A 12,433-nucleotide genomic window follows, 5' to 3' on the forward strand; every position below is an offset into this window, starting at 1 on the left:
TGTCGGCGTACGTGGGGTCAGGCCCTTTGAAACTTCAGATCACGTGCGGTCGGGCGATCAGAAGGTGAGCTTGAAGTCGGTGATGGTGCCGACGTCGGCGGCGCCCTTGTCCTGGACCTTCAGCTTCCAGGTGCCGTTGGCCGCGACGGCCGAGGCGTTCACCGTGAACGTCTTGTCGAGGTTCGCCGTGGAGTCCGAAGAGGAGTTCTGCAGGCGGTACGAGGTCCCGTTCGGCGCCACGAGGTCGATCTGGAGGTCACCGACGTAGGTGTGGGTGATCTTCACGCCGACCTTGAGGGCGCTCGGCGCGTTGCCGGTGACGCCGGTGACGTTGACCGAGGAGGTGACCGCGGGGCCCGGGGAGTCCGGGATGGCGACCCGGGCGGTGCTCTCGAAGACGTTGCCCGGGGTGGTGGTGCCACCGCCCGAACGGGCGCCCACGTTGACGGCGGCCCACGCGTCGGTGACGTTCTTGACCTCGGCGCTGCCGGCGCCGTACAGCTCGGTCGCCGCGGCGATCGTGCCTTCACGGGCACCCGCGTAGTCCGTGCTGGAGTTGAACTTGGTGGTGAGGGCCTTGTACCAGATCAGCTGCGCCTTGTCCCGGCCGATGCCGGTGACGGGCAGGCCGTCCGAGGTCGGCGAGTTGTAGCTGACGCCGTTGACCGTCTTGGCGCCGGAGCCCTCGGAGGCCAGGTAGAACCAGTGGTTCGCCGGGCCCGAGGAGTAGTGGACGTCGAGGTTGCCGACGCCGGAGTACCAGCTGTCCGCGGACCCGCCGTCCTTGCTCGGCTTGTCCATGTAGCGCAGCGGGGTGCCGTCGCCGTTGATGTTGATCTGCTCGCCGATGAGGTAGTTGCCCGGCGCGCTGGTGTTGTTGGCGTAGAACTCGACGGAGGTGCCCATGATGTCGGAGGTCGCCTCGTTCAGGCCACCCGACTCGTCGCTGTAGTTGAGACCGGCGGTGGCGGAGGTGACGCCGTGCGTCATCTCGTGACCGGCGACGTCGAGCGAGGTCAGCGGGTCGTTGTTGCCCGTTCCGTCGCCGTAGGTCATGCAGAAGCAGCCGTCGTCCCAGAAGGCGTTGACGTAGGCGTTTCCGTAGTGGACCCGGGAGTAGGCGGCGACGCCGTCGCCGCGGATGCCGGAGCGGCCGAGGACGTTCTTGTAGAAGTCCCAGGTGACTCCGGCGCCGTAGGCGGCGTCGGCGCCCGCGGTGGCGGCGTTGGAGTTGGCCCCGTTGCCCCAGGTGTCGGTGGACTGGCTGAAGAGCGATCCCGTGCCGGACGTACCGTGGTTCAGGTTGTACGTCTTGTGGCTGCCGCGGCCCGTGTCGTTCAGCGTGAAGTTCGAACCGGACTTCGAGGTGCCGAGGGTGACCTGGCCGCTGTAGTGGGTGTTGCCGACACCGGTCTCGATGCCCTGCCACTGGTGGAGCTTGGCACCGGTCTTGGCATCGGTGATGACGTGGAGCTGGTTGGGGGTGCCGTCGTCCTGGAGGCCGCCGATGACGGTCTCGTAGGCGAGGGTCGGCACGCCCTTGGCCATCCACACGACCTTGCGGGGCGCGACGTCGGCCTTGGCGGCCTTGGAGCCGACCGCCTTCGCGGCGTCGAGGGCCTGCGTGGAGGCGGCCGCCGGAGCGTCGGCCGGGGCGGAGGTGGAGACGCCGGCCAGCTGGGCGGTGGACGCCTTGCTGACGCTCTGCGTCGTGTTGGCCGCCGAGCGGTTGACGACCAGGTCGCCGCCGAGGACCGGGAGTCCCTCGTACGTGCGCTCGTACCGGGTGTGGGTGGTACCGTCCTGATCCTTGACCACATCGTGGACGAGGAGTTTCTCCTGGGAGGTGAGGCCGAGCTCCTTGGCCGTGGCGGCCGTGGTGCTCTGCGCCTTGGCTATGAGCTCGGCGCGCTGGGACGGGGTGAGCTGAGCGGGCAGCGCGCCCGGGTTGCGCACCGGCTGGCCCTTGGGGGCGGCGGTGTTCGCGGAACCCTCGGGCTGCGCGCTGGCGCTGCCTGCCTGGACACCTACGGTGAGCAGGGCGGCCGCGGCGAGCAGGGCACCGGTGGCGGTGGCATTGCGGCGATGCGTGGACTTCACGCTGACTCCTTCTGCGTGTGGGGGGTTACCGGGCGACCGGGATGGGGCCGTCCGGGCAGAGCGTGCGGAGCTGGTCCGTGCTGGGGATGTGGGAGAGAGTGCCAGCGATCGCGATCTTTGTCAGGGACGCGTCATGAATTGGCCGCATGGAGTCCGGATTTCGCTGTTCGGTGTTCGCTGACCGGACACATCGGGGTGGCGATCGGCCGGCTCGGGCACACCCGACAGGGCTGACCTGGGGCGGGACTTGCTCCGGCCGGGGGTGGATCCGCCGAGGGCTCGTACCCGTGGCCGGGACATGGCGGTGGCGGGAGCCGTGGCGGCGGCCGTGGGGCGGCGTACTGCGCATTCAGGTAAAGCGTTCGGCATCAAGCGTCAAACACCCTTGTCCTGCACATGACTTGCCGGGTGTGATCTCGGAAGCCGCTTTGCGCGGCGCCACCCCCCCCAGGGAGTCTGCAATGCATCCAGTTCGTCGTACGTTGCCGCGCGCTGCGGCCGCAACGGCCGCTGCCGCCGGTCTCGCACTCACCGCGATGGCCGCCGCCCCACCGACCGGAACCGCCACCGCCTCCCCGCCGCACACCTCCGCGGTCCCGCGCACCGTGGCCCGTCCGGCCATCGCGGGACACCAGCTGATCCGCTCGGTGGGCAGCCCGCTCTCCACCGAGGAGTGCCGGACCAAGTGGAAGATCGCCTGCTACACCCCGCTGCAGTACCGCGCGGCGTACGACCTGAACCCGCTGTACAAGGCGGGCATCACCGGTAAGGGCCGCACGATCGTCATCGTGGACTCCTTCGGCTCGCCGACCGTCCAGCACGACCTGGACGTCTACAGCAAGCAGTTCGGGATACCCAGCACCAAGGTCGAGGTGGTCAAGTGGGGCAACGTCCCCGCGTGGGACCCCAAGAACGCCGACATGCTGGGCTGGGCCGGCGAGACCGCCCTCGACGTGGAGATGGCGCACGCGATGGCGCCGGACGCGAAGATCGTCCTGGTCGAGACGGCGGTCGCGGAGACCGAGGGCACCACCGGCCTGCCGGAGATGATGGATGCCGAGAAGTCCCTGATCGACCGCGGCATCGGCGATGTGATCACACAGAGCTTCGGCGCGACCGAGAACACCTTCCCCGGCTTCGACAAGGGTGACTTCTCCAGCATCAAGAACCTGCGCTACGCCTTCGAGGCCGCGGCGCGCAAGCACGTCACCGTGCTCGCCTCCTCCGGCGACGGCGGAGCCACCGACTACAACGCCGACGGCAGCGCCTACTACGACCACCCCGTCAACTCCTGGCCCTCCTCCGACCCGCTGGTGACCTCGATCGGCGGAACCCAGCTGCACCTGGACGACGCGGGCAAGCGGACCGCCCCCGAGAGCGTCTACAACGACAACGGCGCGGGCGGCGGAGGCCAGTCGCACGTGTTCAAGCGCCCGGCCTTCCAGAACGGCGTCAAGAACATCGTCGGCGCGCAGCGCGGCACCCCGGACATCTCGATGGCCGCCGCGGTCGACGGCGGCGCGTGGATCTACACCAGCTACGACCCGACCGCCACCGGCTGGGACGTCTCCGGCGGCACCAGCGAGTCCAGCCCGCTGTTCTCCGGCATCGTGGCCCTGGCCGACCAGGCCGCGGGCAAGCGCCTGGGCAACATCAACGAGGCGCTGTACCGCCTGTACGGGCGCTCCGCCTACGACCGTTCCACCGGCCTCGTCGACGTCAACGACGGTACGAACAACAGCTACCAGGGCGTCACCGGCTACACCGCGGTGAACGGCTACGACATGGCCACCGGTGTCGGCACGCTGGACGCGGCCCGCTTCGTGCCCGCCCTCGCCCGCGAAGGACGGCGCGGCTGACGGTTCGCCGCCACAGTCCGGCACGGGTGCGCTGCCATGGCGGGCAGCGCACCCGTGCGTCCGCGCGGCGGCCGGTCCGGCAGCACGGCAGCACCTCGCGGGACGCCATGCCGTCCGGCGGTGGCGCCGACGCCTGCGGTCGCGGCGATCGTCGACCCCCAAGGCCCCACCGAGAAGGTCCACACGGCCGCCCCCTACGGCCCGACCGCCAACGCCGTCCTCCAGCCGGGCGCCGGCCGGCTGCCGAACGCTTGTGCACCCGCGACGGGTTGACCCTCCCCTTACGTCAGGCTTGAGGCTGTGACGGAACGAAAGGGCAGGTCCATGGGCTACACCGTCGGTCAGGTCTCGGCCTTCGCCGGGGTCACCGTACGCACGCTCCACCACTACGACCGGACGGGGCTCCTGTCGCCCGGCGACCGGAGCCGGACCGGGTACCGTCGCTACGACGACGCCGACCTCGCGCGGCTCCAGCAGATCCTCTTCTACCGCGAACTGGGCTTCGCCCTCGACGAGATCGCCGAGATCCTCGCCGACCCGCAGGCGAACGCACTGGACCACTTGCGGACGCGGCAGCAGCGGCTGGCCGAGGAGATCGCCCGGCTTCAGCGGCTGGCAGAGGTGGCCGAGCGGGCGGTCGAGGTCCAGCAGACCGGGGTGTCCCTGACGCCCGAGGAGCGGTTCGAGGTCTTCGGCGAGATCGTCTTCGACCTCAGCTACGCCACCGAAGCGCAGCTGAAGTGGAGTGACTCCGACGGCCACCGGGAGGCGATGGCCCGTGCCGCGGCCCACACCAAGGAGGACTGGCGCCGGCTGATGGCCGAGGCCGCCGACTGGCGTGCGGAGCTGCTCGCCGCCTTCGACGACGGCGAACCGGCCGACGGCGAACGGGCGATGGACGTCGCCGAGGCGCACCGGCTGCACGTGACCCGCTGGTTCACACCGTGCCCTCCCGACATGCACCGGCGCATCGCCGCCGACTTCGCCGCCGACCCGCGCGCCTTCGCCCTCGTGGTGCCGCCCTCTCAGCAGCGGCCGGGGCTGGCCGCCTACCTGCACGGGGCGGTCCACGCGAACGCCTCGCGCCGTAGCGGTGCCCTGCCCGCACCCACCACACCGCACGTGAGGAAGACGCATGAGGATCCTGATCGCCACGGCCGGCTCGCGCGGTGACGTCGCCCCCTACACCGGGCTGGGCGTCGCACTGCGCCGTGCCGGGCACGAGGTCGCGCTGGCCGCCACGGAGACCTTCGAGCCGATGGCAGCGGAAGTCGGACTGGAGTTCAGGCCCCTGCCGGCGGACCACCGTGCGCACGGGAGCGCCCGCGGCAAGCGCGAACTGCTGAGGGCTGCGGCCGCGTTCGTCACCGAACTGGGGGAGGGGTTCGCCGGCGCGGTGGACCGGGGAACGGACCTGCTCCTGCTGTCGGCCACCACGGCACCGCTCGGCTGGCACGTCGCGGAGGCCACCGGGATACCGAACATCGGCGTGTACCTCCAGCCGACCACCCCGACGGGCGACTTTCCCCCGACGGTTACGGGGACCCGGTCGCTGGGCCGGTTGGGCAACCGCGCGGCCGGGCGATTCGCCCTGGGCATGGCCGACCGGGTCTTCGAGCCGGCGGTGGCCCGGCTGCGCGCCCGCCTGGAGCTGCCCCCACTGACCGCGGCACGCATGCGCCGACGCCGGGAGGAAGCCGGCTGGCCCGTGCTGCACGGCTTCAGCGAGGCACTGGTGCCGCGCCCGTCCGACTGGGCGGCCGGCCTGGCGGTGACCGGCCCCTGGTGGCCGTACGTCGGCGGAGACCGGCGGCTGCCCGCGGAGCTGGAGGACTTCCTGGCGGCGGGGCCGCCGCCGGTGCTCGTCGGGTTCGGCAGCATGGCCGCCGGGCAGGGGGAGCGCCTCAGCGGTATCGCCGTACGCGCACTGCGGCGGGCGGGGCTGCGCGGCGTACTGCAGGCGGGCAGTGCCGGGCTGGCCGCCGAGGGGGAGGACGTCCTGACCGTGGGTGACCTCCCGCACGCCCTGCTGTTCCCGCGACTGGCCGCCGTCGTCCACCACGCCGGGGCGGGCACGACGGCGGCGGCGCTGCGCGCCGGGGTGCCGTCGGTCACGGTGCCGGTGACCGCCGACCAGCCGTTCTGGGCCGGGAGACTCGCAGCGGTGGGCGCGGCCCCGGCCCCGATCCCGTTCCGCTCCCTGACCGCCGAGGGGCTCGGCGACGTGCTCGCGCGGGTGGTGCGGGAGCCTTCGTACGCGGAGGCCGCCGCGACCGTGGCGCGGCACATGGCGGCGGAGGACGGGTCGGGCGCCGTGGTGGCGGCCGTAGGACGGCTGGCCGGGTGATCAGAGGCGCGTTACGGGCCCGGGTGGCGGCGCGTGGGGCCGCCGTCTAGGACGGGCCCTCGCCCTGCCCCGCTGCGCAGGTGCGGGCCCGGCCGCACGGTGGGCCGTGCGGGCGGTGGTCCACGGGGAGGGGTGCCGGACGGCACCGGCTTCCAGGACTCCGCCGTCCGGCCCATCAAGGACACCGGCCGCCGCGCCGAAGAGGATCAAGCGGAGTCGTCCCGCCATCGGGTTCCGGTGCGCCTCTGCGCCCCCCCCGCCGCTCGCCGACGGCGGTTCCGTACACCCCGGCCGCCGAGGCCCGGAGGAGATCCCGCATGCGCGTCTTCCTGCCCATGACCGCTGTCGCCACCGCCGCGATCCTGCTCACCACGGTCACCGGCGCGGCTCCCGCCGCAGCGGACCGGAACCCCGACGGCGCGCCCTTGACCAAGGTGTCCGACGGCGACCCGTACGCGGACTGCACCATCGGCGCGAGGTCCCCCGACAGCGTGGTCTATCCGGGGACCGAGGTCGAGCCGTACCTGTCCGTCGATCCCCGCGACCCGAAGCGCGTGGTCACGGTGTTCCAACAGGACCGCTGGAACGACGGCGGCGCCCGTGGTCTGGCGGCCGCCTGGACCACGGACGGCCGCACCTTCCACCGGAGCACGCTGCCGTTCAGCCTCTGCGCCCCGGGCGGCGCGGACTTCGAACGGGCCACCGACCCCTGGGTGAGCACCGGACCGGACGGCACCGTCTACGCGGGCGGGGAGGGCGTCGACTTCACGAAGAGCACGCGCACCGGCCTCCTCGCCGCCACGTCCCGCGACGGCGGCCGCACCTGGCGGAACCTCACCACCACGCACGTCGACGAAGAGCCGTTCTTCAACGACAAGCCCTCGATCACCGCCGACCCCATCCGCAAGGGCACCGCCTACCAGGTCTGGGACCGCCTCGACAACGACCCGCCCGGCCCGAGTTCCCTCGACGGACCGGGCTACATCTCCCTCACCCGCGACGGCGGCCGCACCTGGAGCCGGGCACGACGCTTCGTCGACACCAGCAGCGTGCCCAACACCCAGACCATCGGCCATCTGATCGTCGTCGACCGCCGCACCGGCGCCCTGTACGACTTCTTCGACCGGATCACCCTGGCCGACGACCTGACCACCGTCGTCGAGGCCCACTACCAGATGGTCACCTCGACCGACGCCGGAGAGACCTGGAGCGCCCCGGTCACCGTGGCCCGGGACACCTCCGTACCGGAGGTCGACCCGAACGACCCCACCAAGGTGCTGCGCGCCGGGTCCACCCTGCCCAGCCCGGCCGTCGACCCGAAGACGGGCACGCTGTACATGGCCTACGAGGGCTCGGACTTCTCCGGCGGCGACTTCGACTCCGTCCAGCTGGTGCGCTCCACCGACGGCGGCCGCACCTGGGGGACCCCGGAGCTGATCAGCCCGGAGGGCGTGCCGGCCTTCTCCCCGTCGACCGCGGTCGACGAGCGGGGCACGGTCGCGCTCACCTACTTCGACCTGCGCTTCCTCAAGCCGGGCGACACCACCACCCTGCCCACCGCCTACCAGTTGGCCACGCTGCCGCACGGAGAACCGGAGCTGCGGAGCGAACGACGGATCTCACGGGTCTTCGACTTGCTGCAGGCGCCGTTCAGCGGGGGCTACTTCATCGGCGACTACCAAGGCCTGGCGGCGGACGGGAAGGGAGTACGGGCGGTGCTCACCGAGACCCACTCCGACGCACCCCAGAACCGTACGGACGTGTACAGCGGCAGCTTCCGCACCTCGTGACCGCCCCGGCCGTGCGATTCACCGATCCGGCCGTACGGCGATACGGCGATGGTGCGGCAGTGTGACGCAGCTCTCCGGAAAAGGGTGACATCACGCTGTCGCGCACGGCCGTGAGCATGGGCGACATGATGATCACGGACGAGGACTGCCTCGCGGAGACCCTGACGTTCAACGAGCGGTTCGAGGCCACCGCCGCGAGCCGACCGCAGCGCACGGGAACGCCGGACGCCGCCCTGCTGGCCGGCCTGCGGCGCAACCGGCTCGGCGGCGACACACCACCGGTGAGACTGGCGCACGGCCAGGACCGCATCGTCGGGGACGGGGTGAAGGTACGGGTTTTCAGGCCGGACCACGTCGACGGCGTGTACCTCCACATCCACGGCGGCGGCTGGATGTTCGGTTCCTCGGACGGGCAGGACGAGAGGCTGTGGCGCCTCGCCGAGCGGGCACGGCTGGCCGTGGTGAGCGTGGAGTACCGCCTCGCACCCGAACACCCCTTCCCCGCCGGGCCCGACGACTGCGAAGCGGCGGCCCGGTGGCTGGTGAAGCACGCCCCGGCCGAGTTCGGCACCGAACGGCTGTTGATCGGAGGCGAATCGGCCGGTGCCCACCTCAGCGTGGTGACGCTGCTGCGCCTTCGCGACCGGCACGGCATCACCGGCGCGTTCCGGGCGGCCCACCTGCTCTTCGGCCCCTACGACCTGTCGATGACACCGAGCCAGCGATCGTTCGGCTCCCGGCTGCTGCTGAGCAACACCGACACGCTGCGGTGGACCTACGAGCAGTGCACGCCGGGCATGGGGGCGGAGCAGCGCCGCGATCCCGAGGTCTCGCCGCTGTACGCCGACCTCGCCGGCCTGCCGCCGGCCCGTGTCGTCGTCGGCACCGAGGATCCGTTGCTGGACGACTCGGTGTTCCTGGCCGGGCGGTGGCGGGCGGCGGGCGCGCCCGCGCAACTCGAACTCGTCGCCGGTGCCATGCACGGCTTCACCCTGTTCCCGCTGACCGTCACCGAGCGGCAACTGGTGCGCGAGCAGGAGTTCCTGGCCTCCGCGGGACGGTAGCGTCGTGGGCATGAACCGTACGGTCCGGCTCTACGCCCTGGTGGAAGAACTGCGCGCGGTGGCGCCGCGGCCGATGACGGTCGCGGCGCTCGCCGCGCGGTGCGAGGTGAGCACGCGTACGGTGCAGCGTGACCTGCAGGCGTTGATGCAGACCGGTGTCCCGGTACGTACCACGACCGGGCGGGGCGGGGGCTGGTCCATCGACCGGGAGATGACCCTGCCGCCGATGCACTTCACCGCCGATGAAGCCTCGGCACTGGCCGTAGCCCTCGCCGCCGCGGATGCCTGCGCCCCGTACGCCGGTGCGGCCCGTACGGCAGCCCAGAAGATCGCGGCTTCGATGACCGGTCCCGCCTCGGCGGCGGCGCGACGACTCGCCGTACGGATCGTGGCGCAGCCCTCGCCGAGCGACTCCACGGTCCGCGCCGCGGTGGAACGGGCCCTCAGCACGAACACGGTCCTTCGGCTGACCTACACGGACGCGGCGGGCCGAGGAAGCGACCGTGAGGTGGAACCGGCCGGGCTGCTCACCGCCGACGGCCGCTGGTACCTCATCGCCTGGTGCCGCACACGACGGGCCGGCCGGGGCTTCCGGCTGGACCGCATCACGGCGGCGGCCCCCACCGCTGAGCCGGCCCAGCCCCACGACCTGGCCGAACTGCTGCGCGGCTCGGCCGCATCCGGCGCCGTGCGGCCCACCACACTGGCCCCGCTCGCACCCCACCTCGACCAACCGAAGCCACCACGCCGGTGAACCCGTGAAGGAGCCGGGCTTGCGGATCCCCGCCACAGCGGGCGTCAGCCCCGCGGGCCGTGCGCGTCGGCGGCTGCCACCCTTTTGAGGATGCAGCGCTCCCCGTTGTCGGGATCACCGATGTACGTCCAGAGCATCGGGGCCGCGGTCGTGCCGGTCGCCTCGTAGCTGCTGCTCACACCGTCGCGGGCGAATACGAAGCGAAGGGTCGACTGTGGCGGGCCGCCCTCGGTCTGTGATGCCGATCGGAGGTCCCAGGTCCCCGTACCCGTCTTGACCGAGGCGAGGCCGAACCCGGAGATGGCCTGGCTCTGGGGGTCGAAGTAGTCGCCACAGGCGGACGAGGCGCTGAACGTCCCGTCCCCGGCCAGGACGAGGCTGCCGCCTTGTCCGTCTTCCCACACCCCTGCCGCCTCGGCACTCGTCAGCACGACGGCGTCGCCCGGAGCTCCGGGCACCCAGAGGCGTCCCAGGAAGACCATCGCGACCAACGCCACCACGGCGCAGACCACGGCCAGGAACGCCAATGCGGCGCAGCCCAGGGCTCCGGTACAGCCGCCGACTGCAAGCCACTTTCCGTATCGCCGGGGAGGGGCGGGGGGCCACGGCGTGGTGGGTGCGGGGGGCCAGGGTTCAGCGGTGGACATGGGTCTTCCTCGGGCTTGGAGCCGGCCACGGTTCTGGCCGGCAGCGCCATCTTGCACGGGCCCCGGCCGGCTGACAGCAGCGGGTCCCATGCGGACACCCAGGCCAGGGCGTTGGCACGGTCCCTGCCCGATGGGCTACGTTGTGGGGCTATGACTACCGGGACGGCCCTGCGCCACACACGGATCGGTGACCCGGTGCTCCTCTGAGCGCCGTACGGGCCGGTGCCGGCCCGCAGTCGGACCGCGCATCCGGCGCTGCCGCGCGGGCTCCGCCTCCTGTCGTGTCGATCACCACTCGATACGTCAACCACGACAGGAGAACACATGCCCACCACGATGCTGCACGTTCCCACCGCCGATGGCCGGGCCGACGCCTTCGCCGCCTTCCCCGAGGGCGGCGATCGGCACCCGGGGGTCCTGATGTACCCGGACGGCTTCGGAATCCGGCCCGTGCTCCGGGAAATGGCCCGCGAACTGGCCGGGCACGGGTACTACGTACTCGTTCCCAATCCCTTCTACCGGCACGGCCCCACCCCGGTGATCGAGCTTCCCGAGTACATCGGAGAAGAGGACCGGCCCGCCGTTCTCGCCCGGCTGATGCCCTTGATCGAGGAGCACACCGCCGAGCGTGCCCGGAGCGACGCCGAGGCCTACCTCAGGTTCCTCACCACCCGGCCCGAGGTCGCCGCCGGACCGGTCGCGGTGACCGGCTACTGCATCGGCGGCCTCCTGGCGACGCGCACCGCCGTGGCCCACCCCGGCAGGGTGGCCGCCGTCGCGGCGTTCCACGCTCCCGTGGCGGCGGACGGGCTCGACGCCCTCGCCGGGATGACGGCCCGGGTCCACTTCGGCCACGCCGAGAGCGACCTGACGCCCAAGTCCCTGGGCGAACTCAACCAGGCCCTGGACGCGGGGGGCGTCGACCACACCTCCGAGATCTACCCCGGCACCGTGCACGGGTTCACCATGTCCGACACCGACGCCTTCGACCCCGCCGCTCTGCAGCACCACTGGGACCGCCTGCTCCCCCTCCTCGACCGCGCACTGACCGGCGGCTGAGTCCGCACAGCCGAGTCATCCCGACAGGGGCGAGCGCGCGGGCACGGTCAGCGCGACTCCCAGCGCGGCGCCGACAAGAAGGCCCACGCCGTGGTTGTTGGTGAGGAGACACAGGACGAGACCTGCGGTGGGGACGAGGAGGGCCACCCACCGCAGGGCGACGACGCCGCCGCGCACCGCGTACCAGGTGGCGAGCGCGCCCACGAGGCCGCAGATCGCCACCGAGTCGCCGCCTCCCCGAACGCTCCAGCCGGCCATGCTCACCGCCTGTGCGCCGACCCCGCTCGCAGCGAACACCAGCATCGTCCGCCAGGGGCCGAACTGCCGCTCGGCGACCGGAGCCACAACGGCGAGGGCGGCCAGGTTGAACAGGAGTTGGAGCCATCCTGACGACTGCACCGCCAACGCGGTCACCGCTCGCCACCACGCACCATGAGGGTGTCGCGCCAGCGCGTCGATCGTGCCGGGGACGACCGTCTGGACCGCACCCAGCACCACCATGGCGGCCACCAGCCCCACGGCGACCCCCGGGACCGGCCGCCGCCACGCCCGCAGCAAGGCCACAGGAGGAGGTATCTCCCCGCCGTCCTCCGCGGCGAGGGTCGTCAAGAGCCGGATACCCGGCACGATGACGGCCACCGCGCATCCATAGAGCAACACCATGTGCATGTTCATGATCGAAGCCTGTCAGACGGTGCGGCCACACCCGAAAGGCACCGCCGCGCGAGGGGCGACGCGCAACGGCCTCCGCCGGAGGGCGCGTTGACGGATACGCGTACTTCCGCTCGGTGGTTCCACGTCCAATCGATTCCC

The 12,433-nt window shown here is 71.9% G+C and carries 11 protein-coding genes; 8 read left to right on the top strand and 3 right to left on the bottom strand.

The window, feature by feature from the left end; translation table 11 throughout:
* Window positions 1-57 precede the first annotated feature (57 nt).
* The gene (locus OG295_RS35580) at window positions 58-2,100 is read right to left on the bottom strand and encodes a M4 family metallopeptidase (RefSeq protein ID WP_371680789.1); all 2,043 of its coding nucleotides are present in this window, start codon (window positions 2,098-2,100) and stop codon (window positions 58-60) included.
* Window positions 2,101-2,636: 536 nt separating this feature from the next.
* Between OG295_RS35580 and OG295_RS35585 the strand changes: the two genes are divergently transcribed.
* The 7 genes from OG295_RS35585 (at window position 2,637) to OG295_RS35615 (ending at window position 9,914) form a co-directional block, all read left to right on the top strand.
* Window positions 2,637-3,959, top strand: coding sequence for a S8 family serine peptidase (locus tag OG295_RS35585; protein WP_371680790.1), 1,323 nt, complete (start codon window positions 2,637-2,639; stop codon window positions 3,957-3,959).
* Between the two features lie 120 nt (window positions 3,960-4,079).
* Window positions 4,080-4,232 carry a hypothetical protein gene (locus OG295_RS35590; RefSeq protein WP_371680791.1) on the top strand — a complete coding sequence of 51 codons (153 nt, stop codon included), beginning with the start codon at window positions 4,080-4,082 and terminating at the stop codon, window positions 4,230-4,232.
* 51 nt (window positions 4,233-4,283) lie between these two features.
* A complete protein-coding gene (locus tag OG295_RS35595) occupies window positions 4,284-5,132 on the top strand; it encodes a MerR family transcriptional regulator (protein ID WP_371681406.1) in 849 nt (282 codons plus the stop codon).
* Window positions 5,095-6,306, top strand: coding sequence for a glycosyltransferase (locus OG295_RS35600; protein ID WP_371680792.1), 1,212 nt, complete (start codon window positions 5,095-5,097; stop codon window positions 6,304-6,306). Before OG295_RS35595 ends, OG295_RS35600 begins: the two co-directional genes overlap by 38 nt.
* A 317-nt stretch (window positions 6,307-6,623) precedes the next feature.
* Window positions 6,624-8,096 carry a sialidase family protein gene (locus OG295_RS35605; protein ID WP_371680793.1) on the top strand — a complete coding sequence of 491 codons (1,473 nt, stop codon included), beginning with the start codon at window positions 6,624-6,626 and terminating at the stop codon, window positions 8,094-8,096.
* A gap of 116 nt (window positions 8,097-8,212) precedes the next feature.
* Window positions 8,213-9,160, top strand: coding sequence for an alpha/beta hydrolase (locus OG295_RS35610; protein WP_371681407.1), 948 nt, complete (start codon window positions 8,213-8,215; stop codon window positions 9,158-9,160).
* 10 nt (window positions 9,161-9,170) lie between these two features.
* Window positions 9,171-9,914: a helix-turn-helix transcriptional regulator gene (locus OG295_RS35615; protein ID WP_371680794.1), complete on the top strand. Its 744-nt coding sequence runs from the start codon at window positions 9,171-9,173 to the stop codon at window positions 9,912-9,914.
* Between the two features lie 44 nt (window positions 9,915-9,958).
* On the opposite strand, the gene OG295_RS35620 is transcribed toward OG295_RS35615, so the two are convergent.
* Window positions 9,959-10,561, bottom strand: a complete 603-nt coding sequence (locus tag OG295_RS35620) for a hypothetical protein (protein ID WP_371680795.1) — start codon at window positions 10,559-10,561, stop codon at window positions 9,959-9,961.
* Between the two features lie 324 nt (window positions 10,562-10,885).
* Here OG295_RS35620 and OG295_RS35625 point away from each other — a divergent pair, with 324 nt between their 5' ends.
* A complete protein-coding gene (locus OG295_RS35625; protein ID WP_371680796.1) occupies window positions 10,886-11,620 on the top strand; it encodes a dienelactone hydrolase family protein in 735 nt (244 codons plus the stop codon).
* 15 nt (window positions 11,621-11,635) lie between these two features.
* Here the strand turns inward: OG295_RS35625 and OG295_RS35630 are convergent, their stop codons facing one another.
* Window positions 11,636-12,295: a rhomboid family intramembrane serine protease gene (locus tag OG295_RS35630; RefSeq protein ID WP_371680797.1), complete on the bottom strand. Its 660-nt coding sequence runs from the start codon at window positions 12,293-12,295 to the stop codon at window positions 11,636-11,638.
* Between the last annotated feature and the right edge of the window lie 138 nt (window positions 12,296-12,433).

The organism is Streptomyces sp. NBC_01276 (assembly GCF_041435355.1).
In the GTDB taxonomy this organism is placed as follows: Bacteria; Actinomycetota; Actinomycetes; order Streptomycetales; family Streptomycetaceae; genus Streptomyces.

Bases quoted from the DNA above. Each gene is read 5' to 3' on its own strand.
- OG295_RS35585 (WP_371680790.1), top strand. From the start codon at position 2,637: ATGGCCGCCGCCCCACCGACCGGAACCGCCACCGCCTCCCCGCCGCAC.
- OG295_RS35595 (WP_371681406.1), top strand. From the start codon at position 4,284: ATGGGCTACACCGTCGGTCAGGTCTCGGCCTTCGCCGGGGTCACCGTA.
- OG295_RS35600 (WP_371680792.1), top strand. From the start codon at position 5,095: ATGAGGATCCTGATCGCCACGGCCGGCTCGCGCGGTGACGTCGCCCCC.
- OG295_RS35605 (WP_371680793.1), top strand. From the start codon at position 6,624: ATGCGCGTCTTCCTGCCCATGACCGCTGTCGCCACCGCCGCGATCCTG.
- OG295_RS35610 (WP_371681407.1), top strand. From the start codon at position 8,213: ATGGGCGACATGATGATCACGGACGAGGACTGCCTCGCGGAGACCCTG.
- OG295_RS35615 (WP_371680794.1), top strand. From the start codon at position 9,171: ATGAACCGTACGGTCCGGCTCTACGCCCTGGTGGAAGAACTGCGCGCG.
- OG295_RS35620 (WP_371680795.1), bottom strand. From the start codon at position 10,561: ATGTCCACCGCTGAACCCTGGCCCCCCGCACCCACCACGCCGTGGCCC.
- OG295_RS35625 (WP_371680796.1), top strand. From the start codon at position 10,886: ATGCCCACCACGATGCTGCACGTTCCCACCGCCGATGGCCGGGCCGAC.
- OG295_RS35630 (WP_371680797.1), bottom strand. From the start codon at position 12,295: ATGAACATGCACATGGTGTTGCTCTATGGATGCGCGGTGGCCGTCATC.